The 26,707-nt window shown below is 67.7% G+C and carries 28 protein-coding genes and 2 tRNA genes; 5 read left to right on the top strand and 25 right to left on the bottom strand.

Going from position 1 to position 26,707, the window contains the following annotated elements; all coding sequences use genetic code 11:
- Window positions 1-12: 12 nt before the first annotated feature.
- The 8 genes from glmM to BMW26_RS04010 form a co-directional block, all read right to left on the bottom strand.
- A complete protein-coding gene (gene glmM / locus BMW26_RS04045; protein ID WP_053098940.1) occupies window positions 13-1,371 on the bottom strand; it encodes a phosphoglucosamine mutase in 1,359 nt (452 codons plus the stop codon).
- A 14-nt stretch (window positions 1,372-1,385) separates the two neighbouring features.
- On the bottom strand, window positions 1,386-1,871 hold the full coding sequence (gene rpsI / locus BMW26_RS04040) for a 30S ribosomal protein S9 (RefSeq protein WP_042539158.1): 486 nt from the start codon (window positions 1,869-1,871) through the stop codon (window positions 1,386-1,388).
- A 27-nt stretch (window positions 1,872-1,898) separates the two neighbouring features.
- The gene (gene rplM, locus BMW26_RS04035) at window positions 1,899-2,345 is read right to left on the bottom strand and encodes a 50S ribosomal protein L13 (protein WP_045253410.1); all 447 of its coding nucleotides are present in this window, start codon (window positions 2,343-2,345) and stop codon (window positions 1,899-1,901) included.
- 177 nt (window positions 2,346-2,522) lie between these two features.
- Window positions 2,523-3,191, bottom strand: coding sequence for an endonuclease/exonuclease/phosphatase family protein (locus BMW26_RS04030; RefSeq protein WP_056277241.1), 669 nt, complete (start codon window positions 3,189-3,191; stop codon window positions 2,523-2,525).
- Window positions 3,192-3,210: 19 nt separating this feature from the next.
- A complete protein-coding gene (locus tag BMW26_RS04025; RefSeq protein ID WP_072590841.1) occupies window positions 3,211-4,488 on the bottom strand; it encodes a hypothetical protein in 1,278 nt (425 codons plus the stop codon).
- A 14-nt stretch (window positions 4,489-4,502) separates the two neighbouring features.
- Window positions 4,503-5,351 (bottom strand): tRNA pseudouridine(38-40) synthase TruA, encoded by an 849-nt coding sequence (gene truA / locus BMW26_RS04020; protein ID WP_053098937.1) that lies wholly within the window; start codon window positions 5,349-5,351, stop codon window positions 4,503-4,505.
- Window positions 5,352-5,406: 55 nt separating this feature from the next.
- Complete coding sequence (locus BMW26_RS04015) at window positions 5,407-6,945, bottom strand: APC family permease (RefSeq protein ID WP_053098936.1); 1,539 nt, start codon at window positions 6,943-6,945, stop codon at window positions 5,407-5,409.
- 90 nt (window positions 6,946-7,035) lie between these two features.
- Window positions 7,036-7,410 (bottom strand): winged helix-turn-helix transcriptional regulator, encoded by a 375-nt coding sequence (locus tag BMW26_RS04010; protein ID WP_053098935.1) that lies wholly within the window; start codon window positions 7,408-7,410, stop codon window positions 7,036-7,038.
- Between the two features lie 94 nt (window positions 7,411-7,504).
- Here BMW26_RS04010 and BMW26_RS04005 point away from each other — a divergent pair, with 94 nt between their 5' ends.
- Window positions 7,505-8,350 carry an SDR family oxidoreductase gene (locus tag BMW26_RS04005; protein WP_056277233.1) on the top strand — a complete coding sequence of 282 codons (846 nt, stop codon included), beginning with the start codon at window positions 7,505-7,507 and terminating at the stop codon, window positions 8,348-8,350.
- Between the two features lie 85 nt (window positions 8,351-8,435).
- Here BMW26_RS04005 and BMW26_RS04000 read toward each other — a convergent pair whose 3' ends face one another.
- From BMW26_RS04000 to BMW26_RS03975, 6 genes are all read right to left on the bottom strand, one after another.
- A complete protein-coding gene (locus BMW26_RS04000; RefSeq protein WP_072590840.1) occupies window positions 8,436-8,789 on the bottom strand; it encodes a hypothetical protein in 354 nt (117 codons plus the stop codon).
- Window positions 8,786-9,409, bottom strand: coding sequence for an Asp23/Gls24 family envelope stress response protein (locus tag BMW26_RS03995; RefSeq protein ID WP_072590839.1), 624 nt, complete (start codon window positions 9,407-9,409; stop codon window positions 8,786-8,788). The genes BMW26_RS04000 and BMW26_RS03995 overlap by 4 nt, the downstream gene beginning before the upstream one ends.
- Entirely contained in the window at window positions 9,406-9,972 is a 567-nt protein-coding gene (locus tag BMW26_RS03990; protein ID WP_056277222.1) for an RNA polymerase sigma factor, read from the bottom strand. Before BMW26_RS03990 ends, BMW26_RS03995 begins: the two co-directional genes overlap by 4 nt.
- Before the next feature lie 131 nt (window positions 9,973-10,103).
- Window positions 10,104-10,571: an Asp23/Gls24 family envelope stress response protein gene (locus tag BMW26_RS03985; RefSeq protein ID WP_082586538.1), complete on the bottom strand. Its 468-nt coding sequence runs from the start codon at window positions 10,569-10,571 to the stop codon at window positions 10,104-10,106.
- Window positions 10,572-10,730: 159 nt separating this feature from the next.
- Window positions 10,731-11,924, bottom strand: coding sequence for a M20 metallopeptidase family protein (locus BMW26_RS03980; RefSeq protein WP_072590837.1), 1,194 nt, complete (start codon window positions 11,922-11,924; stop codon window positions 10,731-10,733).
- Window positions 11,921-12,220, bottom strand: a complete 300-nt coding sequence (locus BMW26_RS03975; RefSeq protein WP_056277217.1) for a hypothetical protein — start codon at window positions 12,218-12,220, stop codon at window positions 11,921-11,923. Before BMW26_RS03975 ends, BMW26_RS03980 begins: the two co-directional genes overlap by 4 nt.
- Before the next feature lie 65 nt (window positions 12,221-12,285).
- Here BMW26_RS03975 and BMW26_RS03970 point away from each other — a divergent pair, with 65 nt between their 5' ends.
- Both BMW26_RS03970 and BMW26_RS03965 read left to right on the top strand, forming a co-directional pair.
- Window positions 12,286-12,897 (top strand): TetR/AcrR family transcriptional regulator, encoded by a 612-nt coding sequence (locus BMW26_RS03970; protein WP_072590836.1) that lies wholly within the window; start codon window positions 12,286-12,288, stop codon window positions 12,895-12,897.
- A complete protein-coding gene (locus BMW26_RS03965) occupies window positions 12,898-14,577 on the top strand; it encodes an MDR family MFS transporter (protein ID WP_056277215.1) in 1,680 nt (559 codons plus the stop codon).
- 59 nt (window positions 14,578-14,636) lie between these two features.
- Here the strand turns inward: BMW26_RS03965 and BMW26_RS03960 are convergent, their stop codons facing one another.
- The 10 genes from BMW26_RS03960 to BMW26_RS03915 form a co-directional block, all read right to left on the bottom strand.
- Window positions 14,637-14,819: a hypothetical protein gene (locus BMW26_RS03960; RefSeq protein WP_053098926.1), complete on the bottom strand. Its 183-nt coding sequence runs from the start codon at window positions 14,817-14,819 to the stop codon at window positions 14,637-14,639.
- A gap of 198 nt (window positions 14,820-15,017) precedes the next feature.
- Window positions 15,018-15,091: transfer RNA gene (locus BMW26_RS03955), tRNA-Met, on the bottom strand.
- Between the two features lie 34 nt (window positions 15,092-15,125).
- A tRNA-Thr gene (locus BMW26_RS03950) sits at window positions 15,126-15,197 on the bottom strand.
- Window positions 15,198-15,264: 67 nt separating this feature from the next.
- Complete coding sequence (locus tag BMW26_RS03945) at window positions 15,265-16,548, bottom strand: peptidoglycan DD-metalloendopeptidase family protein (protein WP_072590835.1); 1,284 nt, start codon at window positions 16,546-16,548, stop codon at window positions 15,265-15,267.
- Window positions 16,549-16,671: 123 nt separating this feature from the next.
- Window positions 16,672-17,466: an inositol monophosphatase family protein gene (locus tag BMW26_RS03940; RefSeq protein WP_072590834.1), complete on the bottom strand. Its 795-nt coding sequence runs from the start codon at window positions 17,464-17,466 to the stop codon at window positions 16,672-16,674.
- The gene (locus BMW26_RS03935; protein ID WP_157538099.1) at window positions 17,463-18,482 is read right to left on the bottom strand and encodes a hypothetical protein; all 1,020 of its coding nucleotides are present in this window, start codon (window positions 18,480-18,482) and stop codon (window positions 17,463-17,465) included. Before BMW26_RS03935 ends, BMW26_RS03940 begins: the two co-directional genes overlap by 4 nt.
- 78 nt (window positions 18,483-18,560) lie before the next feature.
- Window positions 18,561-19,355 (bottom strand): enoyl-CoA hydratase/isomerase family protein, encoded by a 795-nt coding sequence (locus BMW26_RS03930; protein ID WP_072590833.1) that lies wholly within the window; start codon window positions 19,353-19,355, stop codon window positions 18,561-18,563.
- Window positions 19,356-19,400: 45 nt separating this feature from the next.
- Entirely contained in the window at window positions 19,401-19,892 is a 492-nt protein-coding gene (locus BMW26_RS03925) for an FBP domain-containing protein (RefSeq protein ID WP_053098921.1), read from the bottom strand.
- Between the two features lie 261 nt (window positions 19,893-20,153).
- Window positions 20,154-22,796 carry a LuxR C-terminal-related transcriptional regulator gene (locus tag BMW26_RS03920; RefSeq protein ID WP_072590832.1) on the bottom strand — a complete coding sequence of 881 codons (2,643 nt, stop codon included), beginning with the start codon at window positions 22,794-22,796 and terminating at the stop codon, window positions 20,154-20,156.
- Window positions 22,797-22,916: 120 nt separating this feature from the next.
- Window positions 22,917-23,624, bottom strand: coding sequence for a FadR/GntR family transcriptional regulator (locus tag BMW26_RS03915; RefSeq protein WP_072590831.1), 708 nt, complete (start codon window positions 23,622-23,624; stop codon window positions 22,917-22,919).
- A 138-nt stretch (window positions 23,625-23,762) separates the two neighbouring features.
- Here BMW26_RS03915 and BMW26_RS03910 point away from each other — a divergent pair, with 138 nt between their 5' ends.
- Window positions 23,763-25,172, top strand: coding sequence for a GntP family permease (locus BMW26_RS03910; protein ID WP_372984322.1), 1,410 nt, complete (start codon window positions 23,763-23,765; stop codon window positions 25,170-25,172).
- Window positions 25,173-25,182: 10 nt separating this feature from the next.
- Window positions 25,183-25,698 carry a gluconokinase gene (locus BMW26_RS03905; protein WP_372984381.1) on the top strand — a complete coding sequence of 172 codons (516 nt, stop codon included), beginning with the start codon at window positions 25,183-25,185 and terminating at the stop codon, window positions 25,696-25,698.
- 528 nt (window positions 25,699-26,226) lie between these two features.
- Here the strand turns inward: BMW26_RS03905 and BMW26_RS03895 are convergent.
- Entirely contained in the window at window positions 26,227-26,700 is a 474-nt protein-coding gene (locus BMW26_RS03895; RefSeq protein WP_072590829.1) for a heme-binding protein, read from the bottom strand.
- Window positions 26,701-26,707 lie beyond the last annotated feature (7 nt).

Raw genomic sequence — 26,707 nt, 5'->3', positions numbered from 1 at the left:
GCGCTCGACGGTTCAGAGGGAGAGGCGCTCCCGCACCACATCGACGAGGCGGTCCGCGTACGACTGCGCGGATTCCGCATCCGGTGCCTCGACCATGACTCGGACGAGCGCCTCGGTGCCCGACTTGCGCAGGAGCACCCGGCCCGTCTCGCCGAGTTCGGCTGCGACCTCGCGAACGGCCTGCTGCACGACGGCATCGGACTCGAGCGCGTCCTTGTCGACGTCGCGGACGTTGATCAGCACCTGCGGGTAGACGGTCATCACGCTCGCGAGCTCGGCGATCGTCTTGTTCTGGCGCGCCATCTCGGCGACGAGGTGGAGCCCTGTGAGCAGACCGTCACCGGTGGTCGCGAACTCGCTCATGATGACGTGTCCGGACTGCTCTCCGCCCAGGGCGTAGCCGCCCCGGTTCATGTCCTCGAGGACGTAGCGGTCGCCCACCGCGGTCTGTCGAACCGTGATCCCCTGCTCGCGCATGGCGATGTGCAGACCGAGATTGCTCATCACGGTGGCGACGAGGGTGTCGTCGGTGAGGTGACCGCGTTCCTTCATCGCGACCGCGAGGATCGCCATGATCTGATCGCCGTCGATGACGTTGCCCTGAGCGTCGACAGCCAGGCATCGATCGGCATCGCCGTCATGTGCGATCCCGATGTCGGCACCGAGACGGACGACAGCCTCGGCGAGCTGGTCGAGGTGCGTCGAACCGACGCCGTCGTTGATGTTCCAGCCGTCCGGATCGGCACCGATCACGGTGACATCGGCCCCGGCATCGCGGAAGGTCTCCGGCGAGACGCCGGATGCGGCGCCGTGGGCGCAGTCGAGCACGACCTTGATGCCGTTGAGTCGGTTCGGCAGCGAGCCGAGCAGGTGGACGACGTAGCGGTCTTCGGCGTCGGAGAATCGGATGATCCTGCCCACGCCGGCACCGGTCGGACGCAGCTTCTCGCCGGCCATGGCCTCTTCGATCCGCTGCTCGACGACATCGGGCAGCTTCACGCCGCCGCGCGCGAAGATCTTGATCCCGTTGTCGGGTGCCGCGTTGTGCGAGGCCGAGATCATCACACCGAAGTCGGCGTCGCGGTCGGCGACGAGGAACGCGAGAGCCGGCGTCGGGATCACTCCGGCCTCGAGCACGTCGACGCCGGAGGATGCGAGTCCTGCGGAGACGGCAGCTGTCAGGAAGTGACCGGAGACTCGGGGGTCGCGGGCCACGACTGCAGTGAGTCGCTTGCCTTCGGCTTTACGAGCCTCCGCAGTACGGCCCTGGCCCAGGACGACAGCAGTCGCCTGGGCCAGGGTGAGCGCGAGGTCGGCGGTGAGGATGCCATTGGCAAGCCCTCGCACGCCGTCCGTGCCAAAGATCGGCATCGGAGCGGTGGACCTTAACGCTTCGAGTACTGAGGCGCCTTGCGGGCCTTCTTGAGTCCAGCCTTCTTACGCTCCTTGACGCGAGCATCGCGCGACAGGAAGCCGGCCTTCTTCAGGGTCGGACGGTTGTTCTCCTCGTCGATGCCGTTGAGCGAACGAGCGATGCCGAGACGCAGTGCACCGGCCTGGCCCGAGGGGCCACCGCCCGAGATGCGCGCGATGACGTCGTAGCCGCCGGCGAGGTTGAGGATGGTGAACGGGTCGTTGATCAGCTGCTGGTGCAGCTTGTTCGGGAAGTAGTCCTCGAGCGTGCGGCCGTTGACCGTGATCGTTCCCGAGCCGGGGACGAGACGCACGCGGGCGATGGCCTGCTTGCGACGGCCGACAGCGGCACCCGGGACGCTCAGCACGGGGCGGGGAGCCGCCTCGACTGCGTCGGTCTCGGGAGTCGACGTCGAGAAGTTCTGGGGGTTTTCGGTGGTGTCCTGGATGTCAGCCACGAGTATGTCCTTAAGTCTTTACGGCGCTTACTGGGCGACCTGGTCGAGGGTGTACGTCTTCGGCTGCTGAGCGGCGTGCGGGTGCTCTCCACCGACGTAGACCTTGAGCTTCGACAGCTGCTGACGGCCGATGCTGTTCTTGGGGAGCATGCCACGGATGGCCTTCTCGACAGCACGGACCGGGTTCTTCTCCATGAGCTCGGCGTAGGTGACCGACTTCAGGCCGCCCGGGTAACCCGAGTGGCGGTAGGCCAGCTTCTTCTGGAGCTTCTGACCGGTGAGCGCGACCTTGTCGGCGTTCACGATGATGACGAAGTCACCCGAGTCGATGTGGTTGGCGAAGGTGGGCTTGTGCTTGCCACGCAGGAGCGTAGCGGCGTGCGAGGCCAGACGGCCGAGAACGACGTCAGTGGCGTCGATGACGACCCAGTCACGCTGGACCTCGCCGGCCTTAGGGGTGTAAGTGCGCGTCACGATAGTGCTGCTTTCTTGTTCGAACGGAGAAGTTCGTGAATCCCACTCCGGGGTGGTTCTTCCCTACAGGGAGGAACACGCCAGTGGAGGGCTCACGTTCGTGGCACTCGGCAGTCGAGTACCAAAGTGACAGCTTACGTCATTCCGAGCGTTCTCCCAAACCGGGCCGGTCGGCGGTCAGTCGAAGCGGGTGGTCACCAGGATCGGACGGTGGTCGCTCATCCCCTGCGGGAGCGTGGTGACCCGCTGGATCTCGAAGCCGACAGAGGTGGCGAAGTCGTAGTGGCCGCGGAACACGCGGTACCGGGTGTAGGTGTGATCGTCGCTCAGTGTCAGCGCGTATCCGTGTTCGCGGATCGTCTGACCGAGGTTCTCCTTGAACACGGGGTAGTTGTAGTCGCCGACCATCAGCTGCGGCAGTCCCTCGCCGAGCGTCGCCAGCTCGGTGAGCGCCGCCCGGATCTGATGCCGCCGCAGGGAGTTCAGGGCCGTGAGCGGCGCCGCATGGAACGACGCGGCGATGAACTCGCGCCCCGCGTCGATGTCCCGCAGCCGTGCGCCCAGGACCCGCTCGTGCGCGGGCTTGGCGATGCGGTCGTGCAGCGACTTCTTCAGCTCGATCGTGCGGATGCCCTGCAGGTGGAACTCGCTCGCGCGATAGAACATCGCGAGTCCCAGCCGGTTGCCCTGTGTCGCATCTGCGAGGGTGAGGTCTCCGATGGTCTCCGGCAGGTCCGCGACATCGCACTCCTGCAGGCACAGGATGTCAGGATCGTGCGTCGAGACCAGCGCCGCGAGCTCTCCTGCGGCGCGGTGCTTCTGCAAGTTGTACGAGATGACCTTCATCGCACTTCACGGTAGTGCGTCAGTCTTGGATTCCGGTGGCAATCGCCCGCCCTCGCGTCGTCGCGTCGCCGCGGCGTCCGACGTCGCCGGGGAACAGTGCATCCCGCGCGAGCTGGCGCTCTCTGCGACGTCGGCGCGAATCCGCCCAGCCGATGACGAAGCCCGAGGCGATCAGCACGACGGCGGCGACGAGGGGCCACCGTGCGTCCATCGCCGTCCAGTCCGCCCAGATCGCGCCGGTGCCCACGATGAGAGCACCCGCCCCGACCACGGACAGACCGATCTGCAGCCGGACCATCGACCGATTGCCCGCGAGTAGGGACTCGACCAGGCTCGTGTCGACGCGACGCGGCAGGCCGTCAGAGACCCACCGCACCAGCGCGCGCTCGCGCGAGAACTGCAGGACGACTCCCCCGAGCCAGGCGACGATGCCGAGGGCGGCGCACATCGCGATCGCTGCGCCGCTGGTCAGGCTCAGCACATCGATGCCGTTCTCGATGGGCTCGTCCCAGTAGACCGGGTCGCAGGTGCGGCACTGCTGTCGCATGAACACCGACAGCATGAAGGCCGCGAGCGAGAGGAGCGTCGCCGTCAGCAGGATCTTCGCGATCCGGCCGACCGTCCGCGCGCTCGGCACCGCGAGCCAGCGGGGCACGACGGTGCGCATCGCCGCGTCCCTGCGGTCGGCGTCGCGCCTTTCCGCGAGCGGCACCAGCCGCTTCCACCGGCTCCACTGCGTGCTCATCCGCGGCCCAACGCGCTCGACGGCTCGTCGCCCGAGTCGTCGCACCGCCGCGGCGCCGGCGGCCAGCACGGCGATGACGAGGAGCGCGACCCAGCTCACCGCATCCTCACGGAGATCTTCCGTGAAGAGCACCCCCAGCGCCAAGAGGGCGCCGAGTCCCACCACGCACCAGAACATCACCGTGCCGGTCTTCTGCAGGAGTGCGGCCGGTGACGCCTGCAGCGTCTGGCGCAGGGAGTGCTGCGGCACGGCATCCGGGTTCTCGAGCGCAGCGGCTTCGACGGCGCGCAGTGCCGCGAAGCGTTCGGCGACCACGACGACGGGGACGAGGGCTGCCAGCAGCGCAGCCGCGAGCAGGAAGACGCCCATGCTCGCTCGGAACAGAGGGTCGAGGTCGATCTGCCAGTACAGGGATGACAGCGCCTCCTCCCCCACGATGCCGACCACGATGATGCCGACGAACGTGTAGAGCGTGCCGACGATCAGCCCGATGCAGGTGTCGACCAGCGCTCGCCAGAACGCCCAGCCCGGGGAGGTGACTTCGACGAACATCGCAGCCCGCCGACTCATGCGCTCGTGCCGTCACGACGGGCGCGCGTCTGCTCCGCCCTGGTCGACAGCAGATCGTCGGCGGGATAGCCGACCTCGGTGAGCGTGAGTCCCCGCGCCGCCAGGACCTTGAACTCGCTGGTGCGGGTGAGCGCGTCGCGCAGCACGACCAGATCGTCGATGTCGAGACGCCCTTCCCCCACGGCGACACACGCGCCCACGAGGGCCCGCACCATGCTGTGGCAGAACGCGTCGGCCTTCACCTCGGCGACCAGCACACCCTCGGCGTCCCTCGACCAGCGGTAGTCGAGGAGCGTCCGGATCGTCGTGGCCTCCTCGCGAGGTTTGCAGTAGGCCGCGAAATCGTGGAGTCCGATGAGCGTCCGCGCCGCGGCATCCATCGCCTGGTCGTCGAGAACGCCGCGGTGCGCGGTCGTGTCGTGGCGTCGAAGAGGGTCGTACCCCGCCGTCGAGTCGGCGAGACGGTAGCGGTAACGCCGCCAGACCGCAGAGAATCGGGCGTCGAATCCATCGGGAGCGATGGACGAGCGCGTGACGGTCGCATCGGGGTAGGCGCCGAGCACTCCCCTCATCCGTCGCGCGATCGACGCCGCAGGGTCCTGCGGCGCACGACCCTGACGCGACTCGATGCGGGCCCACTGCTCCTCGTCGAGGTCGACGTGCGCGACCTGACCCAGGGCGTGGACCCCGGCATCCGTCCGTCCTGCGACGACGAACTGCACCTCGGAGCCGACGATGCGAGCAAGCGCGGCCTCGAGAGTCCCCTGCACTGTGCGCAGGGTGGGCTGCTTGGCCCACCCGCGGAAGTGGGTGCCGTCGTAGGCGATGTCGAGCCGGATGCGCACGGATAAAGCCTAGGGCGTACCCGCGCGCGATCCGGCTCGGACAGGATGCCGCAGCTCAGATGCCGCCGTCGATCGAGCGGATCAGGCCCGGCTCGTCGGGCACCATCACCTGGGTGTCGCGGTTGAGGCTCTCGCCGCGGAAGAACCTCTTCGACCGCGGGAACAGGTACCAGACGAACATGAGCACGAGGCCGAACGCGAGCGCTCCGATGCCGATCACGAAGGTGCCGCCGATGCCGAAGAGCACCGTGTAGCCGTAGTCCACGTCCCACATGTCGATCGCCGACTGCACGAAGGCCCAGGTGAGCATGGCCGCGCCCAGCACCGGGAACAGCCCCTTGAAGAGGAAGTCGCGCGCCGAGCGGGTGAGGTCCTTGCGGAAGTACCAGGCGCAGGCGAACCCGGTGATGGCGTAGTAGAACGCGATCGCCAGACCGAGCGACAGGATCGAGTCCTGGAGGATGTCGTCGCTGATCAGGGTCATGCCGATGTAGTACGCGATGGCCACGACCCCCATGACGATGGTCGAGAACGACGGAGTCTTGTAGGTCGGGTGCACGTCCTTGAACTTCGCCGGCAGAGCGCGGTACACGCCCATCGCGAGGGTGCCGCGGGCGGTGGGGAGGATCGTGGTCTGCGTCGACGAGATGGCCGAGAGCACGACGGCGACCACGAGCACCCAGCCGAACGGGCCGAGCAGGCCGTCCTTGATCGCCAGGAAGAAGTCGTCGGCGTTGGCCTCGTTGCCGAGCCCGGTGCCCTCCGACCCGAGACCGGCGTACATCATCGCGGCGATCGTGACGCCGACGTAGGTGACGAGGAGGATGACGGTCGTCAGCAGCGCCGCGCGGCCGGGGATCTTCTTGGGATCCTTGGTCTCCTCGTTGAGCGCGAGGCACGTGTCCCAGCCCCAGTAGATGAAGAGAGCGAGCAGGATCGACTCGGTGAATCCGGGCCAGCTGGTGAACGCGAACGGGTTCAGCCATTCCATCTCGAACGGCGTCGGGTTCGGGGCGGTACCCGCGAAGAACTGCCAGAGAGCGGCGACGACGAAGATCGCCAGGGCGAGGTACTGGATGCCCAGCAGAACGTTCTGGATGCGCTCACCGATCTCGACGCCGCGCCAGCTGACCCAGGTCATCGCGGCGATGAACAGCACAGCGACGAGGACGATCCGCCAGTCGTTGTTCTCGAGATCGAACCCGATCAGGGACCAGAAGTAGACCGATGCGATCTGGGCGAGGTTGGCGAGCACCACCATGCCGGCGACTGCGACACCCCAGCCGCCCATCCAGCCGACCCAGGGACCGAACGCCTTCGTCCCCCACGTGAACGTGGTGCCGCAGTCGGGGACGGCGTTGTTCAGCTCACGGTAGGCGAAGGCGATCAGCAGCATCGGCACGAACGCGATGATGAACGCGATCGGTGCCTGAGCTCCGACGGCCAGCACCACATAGCCGAGCGTCGCGACGAGAGAGTAGACGGGGGCCGTCGAGGCCAGGCCGATGACGGTCGAGCCCCACAGACCGAGGGTGCCGGCGGCCAGGCCCTTGCCGTCGGGGCGTTCGAGATGGATCGGCGTCGTAGCTGACATGCTCAGAACATACGGGTACCGCGTATATCGCGTCAATCCTTTTCTTATACCGACGGATTCCGTGGGCGTCTGCGCAACTGAGCGACGGAATCAGTCGAGTGAGTCACGAACGATCATTCCGTCGGCGTGGTCGGCGACCCACTCGACGAGCGGCAGCATCCGCCCCATGAGATCCCGCCCGAGAGGAGTCAGGCTGTACTCGACGTGCGGAGGCACCGTCGGGAAGGACTCACGACGCACCAGCCCGTCGTCGGCGAGGGTTCGCAGGGTCGAGGCGAGCATCTTCTCGCTGATGCCGCCGACCTCGCGGCGCAGTTCGCCCCAGCGATGGGTGCCGTCGGAGAGGGACGAGAGCACGAGCACGCCCCACTTGCTCATCACGTGGTCGAGGATGACGCGGGTGCTGCATCCCGGCTCGAAGATCTGCGGAGTCGACTCGCGGATCTGTGCATAACTAACCGTCATGTAGGTACCTTACTTCAAAGTGGGTACCCGCAGTATGGAATGTTCCGACACGGTGGCCAGGTTATCGCCTCTGTCACCTACGAAAGGACACCCCATGACCATCCTCGTCACCGGTGCGACCGGCAACCTCGGACGCCTCGTCATCGCCAGCCTCCTCGAGCGCGGCGCCGACCCGCAGTCGATCATCGCCGGCGCCCGCGATGTCGCGAAGGCCGAGGATCTCGGCGTGCGGGTCGCGCGGCTCGACTACACCGACCCCTCCTCCGTCACCTCCGCCCTCGAGGGCGTGGACAGCGTCCTGCTGATCTCGGGTTCCGAGGTCGGGCAGCGCGTCGCGCAGCACCAGGCGGTCATCGACGCCGCCCGGTCCGCCGGTGTCACGAAGTTCGTCTACACCAGCGCTCCGAAGGCCACGACGAGCGATCTCGTGCTCGCCCCCGAACACAAGGCCACCGAGGAGCTCATCACGGCGTCCGGTCTCCCGGCAGTCATCCTGCGCAACAACTGGTACACCGAGAACTACGCCGCTGACCTCGCCCGTGCAGCCGAGACCGGAGTGCTCGCCTCCGGAGCCGGCGACGGCCGCGTCGCGTCGGCCAGCCGCAAGGACTTCGCCGAGGCCGCAGCCGTCGTGCTGCTCGAAGACGGTCATATCGGGCAGGTGTATGAACTCGGCGGCGACGTCGCGTGGGACTACACCCAGCTCGCAGCCGCGATCGCGGAGGTCTCCGGCCGCGACGTGACCTATCAGCCGCTCACGGCCGACGAGCAGCTCGCCGGACTCCAGGCGGCCGGTCTCGACGAGGGCACGGCGGGCTTCGTCGTCGCTCTGGATGCCGGCATCGCGTCGGGCGCGCTCTCCGAGTCGGACGGCACGCTCGCGCGCCTCATCGGCCGTCCCACGACGCCTCTCGTCGAGGGCCTGCGCGCCATCGCCTGATCCGCCGTTCGGCATCAGGCCGGCCGCCCCACCAGGAGGCGCCGATCCTCACCCAGGACCGGCGCCTCAGCGCGCTCACGCGGACTCAGTCCGACGATGCCTCCCGAGGATGGACATACGCGATCGTGAGCACGATCTCGACGGGCCCCAGCCCGTCCTCCGCCAGGACCTTCCCCAAGGCCGCGCGGACGTCCTGCAGCAGCTCGACGGCACTCGCCGAGTACTCGATGCCGAGCGATGCCTCGACCACGACGCCCTCGTCGGCGACGCGAACCGCCACGAGCGGCTCGTCGACCCGGCTGATGCCGATCGCGACCGCACCTTCTCCGACGAGATTCGACACCAGTGAGCCCGCCCGGTAGACGCTGCGCACACCCGGCGTGGCCAGCACGGCCGCCTCGATCCTCTCAGCGAGTCCCGTGGGATCGGTAACGCTCATGGTGTCTCCTCCGCCGCGCTGCTGATTCTCTGGATGTCCCGCACGGTGACGTCGATCGCAGTCACCGTGAGGGACGTCTGCCGCCGCAGACGCTCGGCGACCTCTTCGCGGAGCCGGTCCACCGCCTGCGGGATCGACTCGCCGTAGACGGCGTTGACCTCGATCGTGATGCGGATCGGCTCGCCCACGGCGGTGACGTCGCCGTCGAGTGTCGACCGGCCGACCAGAATGCCGGGCACAGCGTTCTCCGCCGAGCGGATGAGGCCCCGGACGGCACCCTCGGTGATTCCGAAGTCGACCGCGGGGTCGGTCTCTGCGAACGGGATCCGACGCCCGGCGCGGGCGTCCAGGGCGATGCCCGAGAGGATGCGATCGACCCAGCTGTCATCGACCTCGGGCATGGCGGCGGCATCGGCGTCGATCAGCTGACCGCCGAGGCCGTGCAGCCGCTCGAGTGCGTCGAGAGCGAGCTGGCATCCCGGCGAGCCCTCGATCGACGGGTCGAGGGGAACCCTCCCTGCTTCGAGATAGTCGCTCAGCTCTTCGAGCGTGTGCCCGTCGAGATCGCCCGGTTCGAGACCGAGCTGACGGACGTCGGGGGTCGCCTGATCATCGCTCATCGCCAGGCCTCCATTCGCACGATCATGAATTTGCGGGCTCTGGCGAGAAGGCCACGCGCCGTCGACACCGATATGTCGAGCTCGGCGGCGATCTCGTCGTACGAGTACCCGCCCATCTCCCTGAGCACCCAGCACTCCCGCTGGGCGGCCGGCAGCTCCTGCAACGCCGCCCCCAGCGCCTCGATCCCCGCGCGGGCCTCGACGACGCGCGCCGGAGCACCCTGCGGCGGCGCGGCCTGCTCCACGTCGTCGACGTCGATCATCGGTCGCAGTGCGCGGATGCGATCCACCGCCTTGCGGCTCACGATGCGCATCAGCCAGCTCTTGACCTTCGCGGGGTCGTCCAGTTCGGAGAACCGCTGCCACGCGGTCACGAACGTCTCCTGGACGATGTCGTCGACATCGGCCGAGGCGTTCAGCATCCGCTGCGTGTACGCGCGCATCATCGGCGTGTACCTGCGCACCAGCACCGCGAATGCGGCGACGTCCCCATCCATCGCCCGACCGGCGACGATCCGGTCGTCGGCCTGCTCGAGTGCAGAGCGAAAGCGTTCCCCAGCCATGCGTCGACTCCCTTTTCCATTCCCCCGAATAGATTCGGAGCGGACCCGTGATCGGATCGGATCATCGACCCGATCACGAGGTCACGAGGTCACGAGATGCTGATCCGATCACTCGTTCGCATCTCGATGGATCACAGGACACGCGTCTCCACGGCGTCGTCGGCGGCGGCGCCGTCGTCGTCCGACGCGTCATCGGAGGGGATGTGGACGTCGTTGATGGTGACGTTGACCTCGACCGCCTGCTTGCCGACGAACTCGCTCATCGCGACGGAGATCGCCGCGCGGACATCGTCCGCGACCTTCTGCAACGACGCCGGGTACTCGGCGACGATCGTCACGTCGACCGCGACCTGCGTCTCGCCCACTTCGACGCTGACACCCTGGGTCAGGTCGGTGGAGTTGAGAGCATCACGGATGGCTCCGACGGCGCGAGCGGCTCCGCCACCGAGCGCGTACACACCGGGAACCTCGCGAGCCGCGATTCCCGCGATCTTCGCGACCACGCCGTTCTCGATGATCGTCGCACCCGTCGAGGCGACGGTCGAACCTGCCGGGGCGACCTGGACCTTGGGCTGCTGTGCGTTCGAGACGTTCGCCATCATGTGCTCCTTCGTCAGTGTGTTCCGATCCCCTGCGGGGAGGGCCGCAGTGCAGCGACACCACTAAGACGGATGCTACGAACGATTCGTCACAAATTGGTCGTCATTCATGACGGAGGCCGCTCCCCGACGGGGAGCGGCCTCCGCTGAGAGGGGACGTCAGCGAGCCGTGCGGGCGAATGCGACGGATGCCAGCGCCGCAGCCTGGTCGCCGAGCACCGCGTCGTCGAACAGCACCCTCGGCGAGTGGTTCCACTCGATCGTGCTCGGGTCCGCGTCGGGCGGCGAGGTCATCAGCGCGATGAACGTGCCGGGCACCTCGTCGAGGACGAAGGCGAAGTCCTCTGATCCCATCATCGGCGTCGGCATGATGACGACGCGCTGCTCGCCGAAGACACCCTGCAGCACGTCGACGGTCTCGGCCGTCTCTGCGGGGTCGTTCACGGTCACCGGATACATCGTGTCGAAGCGCACGTCGGCGGTGAGGCCGTGCGCGGCCGCCACCCCCTCGATCACCCGAGGCAGCCCCTCCTGGAGGGTCGCGAGCGACGCGGGCGACATGTTGCGGACGGTCGCAGCGAGCTCGACCTGCTCGGGGATGACGTTGACCGCTCCCTCACCCGTCGAGAGCCGGGTCACCGACAGCACCACGGGATCGAAGGCATCGAACCGCCGCGTCACGAAGCTCTGGAGCGCCAGCACGATCTCGGCCGCGGCGGGCACCGGATCGAGCGTCTGATGAGGCTGCGAACCGTGCCCTCCCCTGCCGTTGACCGTGACGAAGAGCTGGTTGGATCCTGCGGCCACCGCTCCGCTCCTCGTCGCGAAGAGGCCGCGCGGACCGGGTGCGACATGGATCGCATACGCGGCGACCGGACGTTCACCGGCCGCGTCGAGCAGCCCCTCCTCGATCACGACCTTCGCGCCCCCGTGTCCCTCCTCCCCCGGCTGGAACATGAAGATCACCGAGCCGTGCAGCTCGTCGCGTCTCTCCGAGAGAAGCCTCGCCGCGCCCACGAGGCCCGCGGTGTGCAGGTCGTGCCCGCACGCGTGCATGGTGCCGTTGGTGGAGGCGAACTCCAGACCGGTCGTCTCCTCGATCGGCAGGGCGTCCATGTCACCGCGCAGCAGCACCGCGGGCCCCGGCCGCCCTCCGCGCAGAACCGCCACGACCGAGGTGGTGCGCGTGCCGGTGGTGATCTCGAGGGGCAGTCCTTCGAGCGCGTCGAGAACCTTCTGCTGCGTGCGCGGCAGGTCGAGTCCGAGCTCGGGGTCGGCGTGCAGAGCTCGTCGCAGGGCGACCAGGTCAGGCAGGATCGCGACGGCATCGGCCGCGAAATCGGGGGCGCTCACGAGTGGGCCTTTCGTGCGGAGGAGTCGGTGAGGCGCGGCATCCGCATGAATGCGAGCGCGAGGGCGGAGATGATGAACGCGCCGGCGCAGACGCTCCAGATGGTGATGTAACCGCCGATCGACGAGCTGAGGGATCCGGATGCGGTGAAGCCCGCGAGCAGCACGGCGAACACCGCGCCGGCAGCCGACCCTCCGAGGGTGCGCAGCGAGTTGTAGACCCCGGCCGCGATCCCGGTCGAATCGCTCGGGGCCAGTTCGGCGACGAGCGCGGGGAGAGCTCCGAGGAGGAAGCCCATACCGACACGATCGGAGCACGGAGCTCACAGTGCACTCTTAGGTTCAGAGTGCAAGATTGCACTTCATGAGCGAGAGTGCAGATTCATTGCGAGAGCAGCGCAAGAGGGAGACGTCCCGCGCACTCACCGACGAGGCTCGCCGACTGACGACCGAGCACGGTTTCGCCGGCTTCACCGTCGAGGAGCTCTGCTCTGCGGTCGGCGTCTCGCGGCGTACGTTCTTCAACTACTTCGAGAGCAAGGAGAACGCCGTCTTCGGGTTCGCCGCGATCGACTCGCGACAGGAAGCGCTCGAGGCCGCCTTCGTCGCGCAGGACGGCGAGCTGCTCGACGACTTCATCGGGTTGACGATCGCGCGATTCGAGCTCTTCAATCCCCTCGACGACGCGCCGGCCCTGTTCGCGGTGATCGAGCAGGAGCCTCGACTGCTCAAGGCCGCATTCGAGCAGCTGGCGAAGAACGAGAGGCGCGACGGCGAGCTCGTCGTTCAGCGAAGCGGTGGAGGCGACGATGCCGAGCTGCGCGCCGAGGTCATGGTCCACACTGTCGGCGCCCTGGTGCGCCTGTGCATGGACCAGCTGCTGCACCACCACTCGACCGACTCCTTCAGCGACCTCGTCAGCCGACGCCTCGAGATCGCTCGCTCCGTGTTCGCACCATCACAGAAAGCCCACTGAATGTCCGCCACCGCCACCAAGGATGCGCCCTTCCTGCTCACGAAGCGCCGCATCTGGATCATCTTCAGCGCCCTGATAGCGGGCATGCTGCTCTCGAGCCTCGACCAGACGATCGTTTCGACCGCCATGCCGACCATCGTCGGACAGCTCGGCGGCGTCGACCACCAGGTCTGGATCACCACGGCCTATCTGCTCGCGACCACCATCGTCATGCCCATCTACGGCAAGTTCGGTGACGTCCTGGGCCGACGCAACCTCTTCCTCGTCGCGATCGCGCTGTTCACGCTCGCGTCCGTCGGCTGCGCCTTCGCCACCGACTTCTGGATGTTCGTGATCTTCCGCGCACTGCAGGGCCTCGGCGGCGGCGGTCTGATGATCCTGTCGCAGGCGATCATCGCCGACATCGTCCCCGCGAACGAGCGCGGCAAGTACATGGGTCCCCTGGGCGCCGTCTTCGGTCTGTCGGCCGTCGCCGGCCCCCTGCTCGGCGGGTTCTTCGTCGACCACCTCACCTGGCAGTGGGCGTTCTACATCAACATCCCGGTCGGAATCGCCGCCTTCATCATCGCCCTCGTCGCGTTGAAGCTGCCCAGCAAGAAGGCCCAGAAGCCGATCGACATCTTCGGCGTCATCTTCCTCTCGATGGCGACGACCTGTCTGATCTTCTTCACCGACTTCGGCGGCGACAAGGAGTTCGGCTGGGATTCGCTCGCCACATGGGCCTGGGGAGCCGGGCTCATCGTTGCCGCGACCGCGTTCGTCATCACCGAGGCCAAGGTGCAGGACCCGATCATCCCGCTGAGCCTTTTCCGCAATCCGATCTTCGTCAACGCGACCGCGATCGGTCTCGTGCTCGGCATCGGGATGTTCGCGGCGATCGGGTTCGTCCCGACGTTCCTGCAGATGTCGTCGGGCACGTCGGCCGCCGCATCCGGTCTGCTGATGATCCCGATGATGGTGGGACTGATCGGAACGTCGATCTTCTCGGGCATCGCGATCTCGAAGACGGGGAAGTACAAGATCTACCCGATCGTCGGAACGATCCTGACGGGCATCGCGATGATCTCGATGACCACCCTCTCGGCCGAGACGCCGATCTGGCTGATCTGCGCCTTCCTCTTCGTGTTCGGCGCCGGTCTGGGCCTGATCATGCAGGTCGTCGTGCTGGTCGTGCAGAACGCCGTCCCCGCCGGCGAGATCGGCACAGCGACGAGTACGAACAACTACTTCCGCGAAGTGGGTGCATCACTCGGAACCGCCGTCTTCGGCACGATCTTCACGACCCGCCTGACCGAGAACCTGCTCGGCGTCTTCGCCGACGCCGGAGCATCACCGGATGCCGCCTCGCAGGCGGCGTCGACGATCGACCCCGCCACGCTGAACTCGCTGCCGGACGAGGTCAGGGACGGCATCGTCACGGCCTACGCGGATGCCCTCGCACCGGTCTTCTGGTACCTGGTGCCCTTCATCGCTCTCGCTCTGGTGCTCTCGCTGTTCCTCAAGCAGATCCCGCTGTCGGATCAGGCGGGGCTCGTCGCTCGGGGCGAGGCCATCAGCGGCGAGGAGGCGGAGCGTCTCGAGGCGGAGCAGCGCGGCGGCTCCGGTCGAAGTGATGCCGCCCCCGGCGACGAGGACCGCATCGCAGCCGGTCGGCGCGACATCCCGCCCGCCGGTCGCTGACCTTTTCACGAAGACGGGCCCGCTCCTCAGATGAGGAGCGGGCCCGTCTTCGTGCGTGGTCAGGGGAGGTCGCCGACCTCGAGCTCGTCCGGGTGATCCGCATTGTCGCCGTCGGCCTTCTGGCTCTCACCCGGGGTGGCGGGGTCGACCTCGGGGTCCGGGTCGTTCGTCACGAAGTCGGCGTCCACGCCGGTCGCGTCGATCTCGGCGCCTTCGTCCGGTGCTGCCTGGGGGTCTGACATGAGTCGCTCCTATCGTCCGGGTACTGGACGACCAGTGTGACCGCCGCAGGCCTCGCCACGGCATCCCCTTGACATCGCGCACGCCGAACCTCACCCGGTCGGGTGGGCACCGTGCGAACATCGTGCCCGGAGTGCGTGTCGGTCGATCGTGAGCCCGGGTACGCAAAAACCCCCGGGAATCCCGGGGGTTTTCATCTGTAGCAGGAGCGGGGCTTGAACCCGCGACCTCACGATTATGAGTCGTGCGCTCTGACCAGCTGAGCTACCCTGCCACACCGCATCCGCATCGCAGATACGAACGCTGTGAGCCCCGAGTCAGGATTGAACTGACGACCCCTTCCTTACCATGGAAGTGCTCTGCCACTGAGCTATCGGGGCGTGCTGCCCCTCGCGGGGCAACCACACGAGAATACCATCACTGTGGCGTCCTCATGAAATCGAGGTGTCAGTACGAGGTACGACCCGCGTTCTCGCGCAACCACGGCAGCGGATCGATCGTGCCGCCGTTGATGATGATCTCGAAGTGCAGGTGCGCTCCGTAGGAACGACCGGTGTTTCCGGTGTGGCCGACGACGTCGCCGACCTTCACGGTCTGCCCGGGCTTGACCTGCAGCGAGCCGTACTGCATGTGCGAGTAGTGGCTCGTGACGATCTGTCCGTCGATCACGTGGTCGATGTACACGGTGACGCCGTAGGCGCCGCCCTGCTCGGTGGCGATGCGCACCACGCCGTCGGCGATCGCCTGGATGGGCGCTCCCTCACCGGGGACGAAGTCGATTCCCTCGTGCAGACGACCCCAGCGCATGCCGTATCCCGAGCTCATACCCACGCCGACCTTGAACGGCCACTGGATGGCAGCCTCGGCGTCGTTGGTGAAGACCTCGTTCGAGTAGTTGATGCCCTCTTCCGATGCCACCTGGATGAGAGACACGCTCGAGAAGCTGTCGGAGCGCGCGAGCGGCTCGTTCTGCACGTCGGAAGACGTGACGAACGCCTGGATCTCGTCGTCGGATGCAGCCTTCGACGCCGTACCCGATGCAGCGACGAGGGACGTCGCCGCGAGCGACGGCGTTCCCTGCACTGCGGCGACGGCTTCGGCAGGAAGGGTCATGCCGACGGCGAGGAGACCGGCGAGGCTCATCACGCCGACGGTCGCGCCGACGGCGAGGAACTTGCGTGCAGACGGGCGACGGCGCACGACATGCTCGACCGGAGTCTCGTCAGCCTCGGCGGCCTCAGTCGGGTCCTCGGCGGGCTCGGCCGCGGCCTCGGGTGCCACGCGACGGAATGCACGGGCAGCCGTCTCGAAGGCATCCTCGTCGCTCGAACGGTGGCTTGCGTCGTCCGCGCGCTCCGAGTCGGGCTGATCGTGCTCGGCTGCTGCGGGCATCGCAATCGGCTCGGCGACGATCGGCTCGATGACGATCGGCTCGGCGACGTCCGCGGGAGCCTCATCGGTCTCGCTCACGACGACGTCGGCGGAGTCGGATGCTGCTGACGCCGCCGCGACCGCGGTCGCGGCGATGAAGACCTCTGCGGTGTTCAGTCGCTGGCGGGCGGCACGGCGAGACAGGGGAGCCTCGGAGGGGACGGCCGTGGCTTCGGAGACGGGCGCGGCTTCGGAGACGGCTTCCGTCACTCCTGCCGCGGAGGCCTCGAAGGCCGCAGTGCGGGGACGGCTGGAGCGGCGCGTGGGCGCAGAGGCAGCCTGGGGATTCTCGAAGGGCAAATCAGATTCTCTCGGGTTCAAACGTCAAGCTCGGGGGCGCTTACGACCTTCACCGATTCGGGCCGATGAAAGTAACGATCGGATAAACCCTAGCCTGATCCACCTGTGAATGCCATGAATCGTTCACGTTTCATCTCGAAGAATATCGAGGACGCGCTGATGGACCTCAGTGCCACCCGCGATGAGCATGGGTCTCGCGGAGGCACGGTCGATCAGCGAGACATCGCCCCCCGCCTCGGTGACCAGCAGCGCGCCTGCCGCGTGATCCCACGGCTTCAGGCCGCGCTCGAAGTAGCCGTCCAGCCGCCCGGAGGCCACGAAAGCGAGGTCGAGGGCGGCAGAGCCTGCGCGGCGGAGGTCTCTCGCGATCGGCATGATCCTGCGCACGGTCGCGAGGTCGCCGTCATGCGTCGCGGGGTCGTAGCCGAATCCGGTGGCGAGCAGCGCTCCCGCCGGCGTCTCGGTCGTGACCGACAGCCGCACGTCGCCCAGGAAGGCGCCATGACCTCGAGCGGCGGTGAACATCTCGGCGGTTGCGGGCGCGTAGACGGCAGCGGCGAGCGCCTCCCACTCCCCCGCGACTGCGCTGCCCCTCACTGCCGCGATGCTCACGGCATAGGAGGGGATTCCGTAGGCGTAGTTCACCGTGCCGTCGATCGGATCGACGACCCAGGTGATGCCGGTCACGCCGGGTTCAGCCTCCGACTCTTCGCCCAGGAAGCCGTCGCCGGGTCGAGCGACCCTCAGCCGGTCGCGGACGAGCGCTTCGACTTCGCGATCGGCCTCGGTGACGATGTCCGCCAGCGTCGACTTCGTGGCGGCGAGGTGCACGCCCTCGTCGCGACGGTGCCGCGCCAGGTCGCCTGCCTCGCGTGCGATCCGGCGGGCGAGGTCAGCCAGTTCGAGTTCGATGCTCACTGGGGAGGCAGCGGCGGAGCCGGCGGGTAGGCGTCGTGAGCAGTGGGAGCCGGCGGATAGGCGTCGTGAGCCGCGGGCGCGGGCGGAGCCGGAGGCGTCGCCGGGCCCTGCGAGTACGGCTCAGGCGCGGTCGGGAACGGCGCGACGGGAAATCCCTGCGGCGCGGGAGCGACAGGGAGCGCCTGCTGCGGCTGCGGCGACGGGTGGCCGGTGTAGTAGGCATTCCAGTCCGGCGAGCCGTCGGGCAGCACCGGCAGCGGCGTCACACCGTCTGCGTAGGTCGGCCATGCCGGAGCGGCTGCGACACTCTGCGCCGCGGCGGCGGCACGAGCGCCGGCCGGCTTGCGAGGAGCGAACAGGGCGTTGAGCAGCGGGATCAGCGTGGTTCCGACCGCGGCCAGGATCGTGAGTGCGACGACGATTCGCCAGTACAGCTCGCCGTAGTCGAAGGTGTGCGGGAAGGTGAGGAAGAAGATCAGCATGGCCACGAGGCCGCCGAGGAACACGATCGTCGCGATGTAGATGATGCGGGTGAACGTCGTCACGTGACGCTGCGCGGCCGGAGTGAACAGCCTCACATGCAGCAGGGCGAGCTGGAGGATTCCCACCACGAGCAGCAGCTGAAAGAAGCGCTCTGCACCGGTGAAGAACGCGTCGTCCTCGGGTAGCCAGATCTTGACCGCTCCGACCAGCAGAGCCACGATCCAGCTGACCATGCTCGACAGCGCGAGCCAGTCGGGACGGTTGGGGGCGAGTCCCGCCTCGAGGATCGCGATCCCTGCGAACGCGGCGAGCAGGAGGATCGTGAGGAATGCCCGCCCGATCAGCCCGTCCTGATCACCGATCAGAACCCAGACGACGCAGACGAGCGCCGCGGCGATGAGTGCGCCGATGGCGATCCAGATCGCCCCTCTGATGAGAAGGGACATGTTCTTCTTCTCGACCAGCGCGGGGGGCTGCTGGGTGATCTCCGGCTGCGACATCGCGTTCCTCTCGTTGAGCGGCGTTGCGTTCATCCTTGCATGCGCCGGCGCGGAGGCAGGAGCGTCGACATGATCCGTGGATACATCGGGGCGAACCGGCTCCCGCGGGAATCAGCCCTTGCGTGCGGATGCCGCGGCGAACGCGGCGATCCGGGCCTGAGCGTCCGGGGTCGCCAGGGAGGCGCCGATCGAGCGCGCCTCCTCGCTCAGCTGCTCGGCGAACGTCCGCTCGGGCTGAGAGCGGACGAGGCGCTTCGCGTGACCGTACGCTTCAGCCGCACCGGCGAGCCAGAAGCGGGCGATCTCTTCCGCACGCGCTCTCACCCGGTCGGCTTCGTCCGCAGAGTCGGCCCCGTCGACGGCCTCTGCGACGAGGCCCCATTCCACGGCTTCCGCGGCCGTCAGGAGGCGGTCCTGCAGCACCAGTTGCAGCGCGCGGCGCTGTCCGACCGCTCGAGCGAGCTGAGCCGAGACCGACAGGTCGGGTGTCAGCCCGATGTTCGCATAGAGGCTGCCCAGCCGAGAGCGTGAGCCGACCACGGCGTAGTCGCTGCTGAGGAGGATGCCGAGCCCGCCGCCGGCGGTCGTCCCGTGGGCTGCGGCGACGACCGGCACCGCAGACTCGGTCAGCGACCGGATCCCGGAATTGATGACTTCGGCCAGGGCCGTGATCTCGTCACCCGATCCCATCGTCGTCGCCATCTCGATGACATCACCGCCGGCGCAGAACGCGGGGCCCGCCGCATCGATCAGGATCGCCTTCACATCCGTGCGCGACGTCGCCTCGGCCGTCGCTTCGCGCCACGCGTGCGCCAGATCGGAGTTGAAGGCATTGAGCCGTGAGGGACGGTTCAGTGTGAGCCGGGCCAGCCCCTCATCGACGGTGAACAGGATGGCATCGTTCATGGCTTCTCCTTCGAGCGCAGACGTATGCGACCAGGCTAACCGTGATCAGGCCTGCTGCCTCACGCGGCCCACGAAGGCCTCCATTCGCCGCCTCGTGCCATCGAGACGGACGTCCACCTGTCCGGGGGCGAGGATCTCGTTCGGGGCGAGCGGGTGGGCGAGTCTCACGTTCTCGTGACAGGAGAGATCGGCGCACATGTAGGTGCCGACGGAGTCGCCCCGCTCACCGGCCTCACCGGCGAGCCGTGCTGAGAAGAGCGCCACCTGGTTTCCCGGCTGCATGGTGTGGCAGATGTTGCACATGCCCGAACGACCCCGGCCGGGGTCCGAGACTCGCAGCACGAACCCCGAGACCTCACCGTCGTGCTGAGTGAGCACGTAGCCGCGCCGACCCGCACTCGGGTCCCGCCACGCGAAGAAGTCCAGGTAGTCCCAGTCGATCAGGACGAAGTCGTGGGGCATCTCCATGACCCGCAGCTCGTCGGCATCCGCATTGACGAACGAGGCACGGACGTCTGCTTCGGTGAGCGCTCGCATCGCTCCAGTCTATGAACACCGGTGCGCATGGGGTCGCGGCCAGGCGTCCGAGATCGCGGCGAGGCGCGGCCAGGGTGAGTTCCAGGGCGAAATACCGCGTGTTGGATGCGCTCCCTCACGACCCCGACGCGCCCGCACCTATCGTGAACACAGGTCGACGAGAGCACGAACCCCCAGGTTCACCCCTCCCACGCTCCCGACTCTGAGGCGCACCGCGCGTCACCCGAACTCGGGGTGCGCCTCGATCGACCGGTCAGTCGCTCATTCCTCGAGCAGCCCCAGCTCTGCGGCGCGCAGAAGAGCCTGCTCCCTGTTCGACGCACCGAGCTTGCGATACGCGCTGCGACGCTGGACCTTCACCGTGTTCGGTGAGACGAAGAGTGCCGCGGCGAGCGCGTCGGTGGACGACGTCCTAAGCAGCTCTCGCATCACCGCGAGTTCTCTCGACGTGAGCCTGACCGGGGGCGGCAGCGCCGGGAACGGGCATCCGTCCGAGGCGCGCGCGAGATAGGAGTCGAGGAATTCCTGCTCGGTCGGCGCGCACAGTTCGCGCACCTCGCTCAGCACGTCAGTGGCGAAGAGCGCGAGCGGAGCCTGAGAGCGCTGCTCCCGCATCACGGCGACGGCGCGAGACATCGCGCGGGCAGACGCCTCACGCCTGCCCAACCGTGCTGCCGCGGCTGAGGACGTGATGGCTGCGAGGCAGAGCCGGTCGAGGTCCGGGTCGCGTTCGGCCTGGGCGACCTCGGCCGCGGCGTAGGAACGCGCGTCGTCACCGGTGAGGAGCGCGACGAACGCCTCGACGGCGAGCCGAGCCGGATCATCGCCGGGGAGCCCGGCCGCAGTCCGTCGGGCCGCCGTCTGGTCGCCGAGCGCCAGCGACGCCATCGCCTGCGCGACAGTCAGCCGGGACGATCCGTAGTCGGAGACCGCCGAGTTCACGCCCCGCCCGAGCGAATGGGCGATGGCCAGCGATGCCTCGGCCGCGCGCCCCTCGCGCACCTCGATCTCGCTCTGAACGCAGACGAGGTAGGGCCAGAGCTCCGTCGTTCCCAGGTGGTGTGCGATCGAATCCGTACGGCGTCTGGCCTCGTCGAGATCGAGCGCCGCGATGGCGATGACGGCGTGGGCGATCTGCTCCAGTATCCCGAACTGCTCCGATCGCCAGGCGGGCGGCGGATCGACGCCGTCGATCTCGTCGAGGACCCGCCGCGCATCGGACAGCCGTCCCCGCAGGGCGTATACGCCGGCGAGAGTCGCAGCGCAGTGATACCAGCCGCCGTCGTCATCGGGCATCCGCAGACCGACACCGTCTTCGAGGATCATGACGGTATGCGCGACCTGAATCGTCATGCCGAGCTCCAGGACCTCGATGGCATCCGAGATCCGACCCAGCTGAAAGAAGCTGAGCCCGCAGTTGCTGAGCAGCAGCGCCGCGAATCCGGTGCACTCCGCACGCTGCTCGGTATCCATCGTGTGGAAGACCTGAACAACCAGATCGGCGGACATCCCGGATCGCCGGAACTGCCCGGCGAACCGCTCGGCCAGCGCCTTCGCGCTGAGCATCCAGAACCGCTCGACGGGGTCATCGTCGACGCCCCGGCGGCCGAGTGACAGCGCGGCGCCCTGAAAATAGGCGAACGCACGCAGCCGCTGACCGAGACGCAGCAGGACCAAAGCCAGCAGCATGCCGAGCAGCGGATGACGCGCGAGCACGAGAGGATTCTCGCGACGCAGCAGCGTCTCGACTTCGCGCGGACTCGACCGGGAGAGGATGAACCACGACTTGCGCCCGAGGCGCACCGCGAGGACGTAGTCCCTCGCTCTCATCGCGTTGGTCAGCGCCTCGAGATGGCGGCCGTGCTCGGAAGCCCACAGCGCGACTGTTCGGCGGATCGGTGCCACGGCGTCGAGTGGCCGCTGATCGAGTCGGCGCGCGAGCGCTTCGCGCAGCAGCGGGGTGTAGACGAACCCGAGACCGTCATCCGCCGGTTCCCACATGCCCAGTCCGTAGAGCTCGGCCCGATCGAGGTGCTCGTCCCCGCCATCCGGCCATCCGAGACGCCGGACGATCTCGCGCGTCACTCTCCCCGGCACCGAAGTCCGAAGCAGGAACTCCTGGAAGTCGGCCGGAGCATCCGGACCGATCAGGCTGGCCATCAGAGCATCAGCGAGCCCTTGCACCTCGACGGCGGCGATCTCGACCGGTTCCCGATGGGTCGCGAGAGCAAGCCCCAACGCTCGGGCTGCGAGGGGCAGTGCGCTCTCCTCACCGAGCGGATGCGGGGGGAGCGCCTGACCGGATACGCGTTCCACCACCGCCCGAGCCTCGTCACACGTGAAGAAGAGATGCGGGGGTCCGACGACGCACACGTCCGCGGACGCGAGCATCTGCAGCGTCCGCGTCACCGTCGAGCGGCGCGTCGCCACGACGATCCGCAGGAGCGGTGCGGCGTCGAGAAGATCGAGAGCCCGCCCGAGAAGCGACCGCTCATCGGCCCGCTCCGCATTGTCGATCAGTAGGACGCACGGTCGATTCAGGTCGCCGAGCAGGCGCCCGAGTTCGCCGCCCGGATCCCGGACGCTGTCGAACCCACGCAGCGCCGAGCGAGCGGTGCTCCGATCAGCGATCAAGTCCTGGACGATGACCTTGGTCAGGATCTCGCGAAGCATGAGGTGCTCGTTCGTGACGCTCTCGTCGAACCCGAGTCGCACCGCAGCAGCCGCTCGTTCTTCCTGCATCGTCGCCCACTGGCTCAGCAGAACCGACTTCCCACCTCCGGCGGGGCCGCTGATGACCGTCAGGGCATGCCCTCGATCGAAGATCTCCGTCAGCCGCGGACGATCGAGCATGTGCAGGGGAAGACGCGCGCCGCGCGCACGTCCGCCTGTCCCCTGCTCCATCGCCGGCCTCCCCCGAGAACGCGAAACTCTCCGCGATCCGATCGTAGGTCTGCGAACGATTCCGGAATACTGCGAAAGCCGACGTATACCGAGATATCGGCTGAGCATGCCGCTCTTCGGCTATTCGGCAGCGCGCTGCATCGCCTCGTCGGCCTCCATGACGATGCTCCGCATCGCTGACGCGGCGGCATCGGCATCTCCTCCCGCAACCGCGAACGCGACATCCCGATGCCACTGCACAGCGCTCTGATTGGCCACGTGCGGCATGAGGTCATGCGCTGTGCGCCCCCTGAGCACCGCCTCGACCATGCCGCCCAGAGCGGCGAGCATCCGATTGCCGGACGAATCCAGCAGAAGACGGTGAAGCCTGATGTCCGCGCTGAGGTAGCGCTCTCGGTCGGCCTCGTGGTCCTCCTCGCGCATCGCGACGACGAGTGAGACGAGCTCGACCTTCTGTTCCGACGTCGCGTTCACCGCAGCGAGTCGTGCAGCGAGCGGTTCAATCACGGAACGGAGCTGGCTGAGCTCCCGAAGCTGCTCATCGCGACCGGGGCCCGCGAGTCGCCACGCGATCACCTCGGGCGCGTAGACGTTCCAATCGGCGCGCGGCCGCACCTCGACACCCGATTTCCGCCGCACCCAGACAAGACCGAAGGACTCGAGGACCCGCACCGCCTCACGGGCGGCGGAGCGGGACACTCCCCGCTCCTGAGCGAGCTCCACCGTCAGCATCCGCGACCCCGGGGGGTGCTCGCCGTCGACGATCGCGCGACCGAGCTCGGCGACGAGCGAGTCGTGGACAGGGCTTGCAGGGCCGGCGACGGTCATATGTCGAGTATGCCCGCCACAGGGTCGTTGACGTGGGACGTCTCAGGCGATTGTTTCGGTTATGTTGCGCATGACGTGGTATGCGTGCTTATTATGTACGGCATAAGGTCGTAAACCACGCCCGGATCAAGGAAGCTCATGGCACTCTTCACCCCCGCCGCCGACGCGCTCATGACGGCAGTCGCCGACACGGCAGCCCCCGACCGCCCCGCCGGTCAGCTGATCACCGCCGCAGTGCTCGGGATCGCGATCATCATCGTCCTCATCACGTGGGTGAAGCTGCATCCCTTCCTGTCGCTCACCATCGGCGCGCTCGCCACCGGCGCGATCGCCGGCATGGACATCGCGGCATCGGTCACCAGCTTCTCGACCGGATTCGGCACCACGATGGGCGGCGTAGGAATCCTGATCGCCCTCGGTGCCATCTACGGAAAGCTCCTCGCCGACTCGGGTGGTGCCGACCGCATCGTCGATACGCTCGTCAGCCGTGCCAGCGCACGGTCGCTGCCGTGGGTCATGGGACTCATCGGTGCGGTCATCGGTCTCCCGATGTTCTTCGAGGTCGGCCTCGTGCTCCTCGTGCCGGTCATCATCCTCGTCGCACGGCGCTCCGGGGCGCCACTCATGCGCATCGCGATCCCGACGCTCGCCGGCCTCTCGGCCATGCACGGCCTCGTGCCGCCGCACCCGGGCCCGCTCGCCGCGATCGACGCGCTCGGAGCCAACCTCGGCCTCACCCTCGCCTTCGGTGTGATCGTCGCGATCCCCGCCGTGATCATCTCTGGGCCGCTGTTCGCCCGCTTCGCAGAGCGCTGGGTCGACGTCCCGGTCCCCGAGCTGTTCGTGACGGACGAGGACGAGGGCATCGAGCAGCGTCGCCGCCCGTCGTTCGGCGCGACGCTCTTCAGCATCCTGCTCCCCGTGTTCCTCATGCTCGCCAAGGCTGTCGCCGACATCTCGGCCGCAGGCTCCGACGCCCCGTGGAAGGTCGCGCTCGACTTCCTCGGCACGCCGGTCATCGCCCTGCTCATCGCCGTGCTCGCCGGATTCTTCATCCTCGGCCGCGGCGCCGGATTCGACCGCACAAAGATCAACGACATCGTCGGCTCGTCGCTCGGCCCCATCGCCGGCATCCTGCTGATCGTCGGCGCGGGTGGCGGATTCAAGCAGGTGCTGGTCGACACCGGCATCGGCAACGTGATCGCCCAGTTCGTCTCCGGGTCGTCCGTCTCCGTGCTGATCCTCGCGTGGCTGGTCGCCGTGGTCATCCGCATCGCCACGGGATCCGCGACCGTCGCGACGATCACCGCCGCCGGCATCCTGCAGCCGCTCACCGAGACCCTCGACTCCCCCATGGTCGCGCTGCTGGTGCTCGCGATCGGCTCGGGCTCGGTGTTCCTGTCGCACGTCAATGATGCGGGTTTCTGGCTCATCAAGGAGTACTTCGGCCTCAGCATCCCGCAGACTCTGAAGTCATGGACAGTACTCGAATGCCTCATCTCCGTCACCGGTCTCGCCGGCGTCCTCGTCCTGAGCATGTTCGTCTGAGCGCGCCATGATGTCCGTCAACGCACCCGTCCTCGTCTTCATGGGCGTCGCCAGCACCGGAAAGTCGACCGTGGCAGCGATGCTCGCCGGCCGTCTCGGCTGGGCGTTCGAAGAGGGCGACGACCTGCATCCCGAGGCGAACGTCGCCAAGATGGCTGCCGGCCACGCTCTGAACGACGAGGACCGCTGGCCCTGGCTCGACCGCATCGCCGAGTGGATCGATGAGCGCATCGACGCCGGCGAGCCCGGCATCGTGACCTGCTCCGCTCTGCGACGCAGCTACCGCGACGTGCTTCGCCGGGATGCCGTCACGTTCGTGCACTTCGCCGGCGAGCGCGAGCTGATCCTCGAGCGGATGCTGCGCCGCCAGGGGCACTTCATGCCCGCCACATTGCTCGACTCGCAGTTCGCGACGCTCGAACCCCTGGAGGCGGACGAGCGGGCCATCGAGATCGACATCGCTCTGACGCCGGCTGAGCAGGCCGCTCAGATCGCGTCACGGCTGCGGTTGCACCCGGACTACTGAGACGATGCCTCGGCCCGCGACACTCTGAGTCATGAAGAACTCGATGCGGCGCGCTGTGCGGATCCTTGTCGCGGCGACGACGCTCAGCGTCGGGCTGACCGGCTGCTCGCCCTCCTCCGGCGGAACTCAGCCTGCGAACGATGCGTCGACTGCTGAGACGACCCTTGGCGCCGGTTCGGTCAGCGACGCCCCTCGTGCGAGCCCTCTCAGCTGCGATGGCGTGGCTGTGATGTTGACGGTCGATCCGCTGTCAGCCACCGCCGGGCAGACGGTCTCCGTGTCAGTGCATCCCCCCGAGTGCCTCGACGAGCTCTGGGCGGGCGAGGTGATCATCCGCTCCCCCGAGGGCGATCTGCGCACCGGTTCACGTCTCGAGGTCGGAGCGACCTCGGTGTCGGTCGAGGTGCCGCCCGATCTCACGGGGACGCCGATGCTGATGCTCGTACCCGATCTCGATTGCGAGCGATCAGGTGCGACCGGCGACTGCCACTATCCATACGCGATACGCGGAGATCGAGATCCGCGCCGCTACTCCGTGAGCAGACCCAGCCCTGCGATCCCCTCGACGACCAGGTCGTGGTCGTCCGATGACGGAAGTCCCGACACCGTCGCGACCGCGACGACACCCACACCGTCGACGCGGATCGGCACCGACCCACCCGCGACCGCGTAGACGACCGGATCGAGCCATCCCGGCTCGTACATGTCCCGGCCGCCCTGCTCGATGCGCGCTTCGAGCAGAGCCGTGCTGGTCTCGAACCTGAGAGCGGTCGCCGCCTTCTTCGCCGCCCATGCGTCGTTGTCGGCCGTCGCGCCCGGCAGAGATGCGTGGAAGAGGACCCCTGACGGGGTGCGCACGTCCACGGCGACCGGGTGGCCCTCGGCCAATGCCCGTTCTGCGATCGAGCGACCCAGCTCCCATGCGTCCCTGCGGTCGAAGCGGCGCAGGACGAGTTCCACGTGCTCCTTCTCGAGCTGCGCGATCCGTGTCTGGTCACTCATGTCCGGT

This window comes from Microbacterium sp. 1.5R (genome assembly GCF_001889265.1).
GTDB lineage: Bacteria > Actinomycetota > Actinomycetes > Actinomycetales > Microbacteriaceae > Microbacterium.
The sequence above is the reverse complement of the archived record's forward strand: the minus strand, read 5'-3'. Positions and strand labels throughout refer to the sequence as shown.

What these genes read in the sequence shown, in the direction of transcription:
- BMW26_RS03995 (WP_072590839.1), bottom strand. Translation starts at nt 9,409, where the DNA reads ATGAGCGATGATCAGGCGACCCCCGACGTCCGTCAGCTCGGTCTCGAA.
- BMW26_RS03930 (WP_072590833.1), bottom strand. Translation starts at nt 19,355, where the DNA reads ATGAACGATGCCATCCTGTTCACCGTCGATGAGGGGCTGGCCCGGCTC.
- BMW26_RS03905 (WP_372984381.1), top strand. Translation starts at nt 25,183, where the DNA reads ATGTCCGTCAACGCACCCGTCCTCGTCTTCATGGGCGTCGCCAGCACC.
- BMW26_RS04000 (WP_072590840.1), bottom strand. Translation starts at nt 8,789, where the DNA reads ATGAGCGTTACCGATCCCACGGGACTCGCTGAGAGGATCGAGGCGGCC.
- BMW26_RS04010 (WP_053098935.1), bottom strand. Translation starts at nt 7,410, where the DNA reads ATGACGGTTAGTTATGCACAGATCCGCGAGTCGACTCCGCAGATCTTC.
- glmM (WP_053098940.1), bottom strand. Translation starts at nt 1,371, where the DNA reads ATGCCGATCTTTGGCACGGACGGCGTGCGAGGGCTTGCCAATGGCATC.
- BMW26_RS03910 (WP_372984322.1), top strand. Translation starts at nt 23,763, where the DNA reads ATGGCACTCTTCACCCCCGCCGCCGACGCGCTCATGACGGCAGTCGCC.
- BMW26_RS03975 (WP_056277217.1), bottom strand. Translation starts at nt 12,220, where the DNA reads ATGGGCTTCCTCCTCGGAGCTCTCCCCGCGCTCGTCGCCGAACTGGCC.
- BMW26_RS04025 (WP_072590841.1), bottom strand. Translation starts at nt 4,488, where the DNA reads ATGTTCGTCGAAGTCACCTCCCCGGGCTGGGCGTTCTGGCGAGCGCTG.
- BMW26_RS03925 (WP_053098921.1), bottom strand. Translation starts at nt 19,892, where the DNA reads ATGCGAGCGCTCACCGAAGCAGACGTCCGTGCCTCGTTCGTCAATGCG.
- BMW26_RS03965 (WP_056277215.1), top strand. Translation starts at nt 12,898, where the DNA reads ATGTCCGCCACCGCCACCAAGGATGCGCCCTTCCTGCTCACGAAGCGC.
- BMW26_RS03985 (WP_082586538.1), bottom strand. Translation starts at nt 10,571, where the DNA reads ATGGCGAACGTCTCGAACGCACAGCAGCCCAAGGTCCAGGTCGCCCCG.
- BMW26_RS03935 (WP_157538099.1), bottom strand. Translation starts at nt 18,482, where the DNA reads ATGAACGCAACGCCGCTCAACGAGAGGAACGCGATGTCGCAGCCGGAG.
- BMW26_RS03970 (WP_072590836.1), top strand. Translation starts at nt 12,286, where the DNA reads ATGAGCGAGAGTGCAGATTCATTGCGAGAGCAGCGCAAGAGGGAGACG.
- BMW26_RS03990 (WP_056277222.1), bottom strand. Translation starts at nt 9,972, where the DNA reads ATGGCTGGGGAACGCTTTCGCTCTGCACTCGAGCAGGCCGACGACCGG.
- BMW26_RS04015 (WP_053098936.1), bottom strand. Translation starts at nt 6,945, where the DNA reads ATGTCAGCTACGACGCCGATCCATCTCGAACGCCCCGACGGCAAGGGC.
- BMW26_RS03915 (WP_072590831.1), bottom strand. Translation starts at nt 23,624, where the DNA reads ATGACCGTCGCCGGCCCTGCAAGCCCTGTCCACGACTCGCTCGTCGCC.
- BMW26_RS03895 (WP_072590829.1), bottom strand. Translation starts at nt 26,700, where the DNA reads ATGAGTGACCAGACACGGATCGCGCAGCTCGAGAAGGAGCACGTGGAA.
- BMW26_RS04005 (WP_056277233.1), top strand. Translation starts at nt 7,505, where the DNA reads ATGACCATCCTCGTCACCGGTGCGACCGGCAACCTCGGACGCCTCGTC.
- BMW26_RS03960 (WP_053098926.1), bottom strand. Translation starts at nt 14,819, where the DNA reads ATGTCAGACCCCCAGGCAGCACCGGACGAAGGCGCCGAGATCGACGCG.
- BMW26_RS04030 (WP_056277241.1), bottom strand. Translation starts at nt 3,191, where the DNA reads ATGAAGGTCATCTCGTACAACTTGCAGAAGCACCGCGCCGCAGGAGAG.
- BMW26_RS03920 (WP_072590832.1), bottom strand. Translation starts at nt 22,796, where the DNA reads ATGGAGCAGGGGACAGGCGGACGTGCGCGCGGCGCGCGTCTTCCCCTG.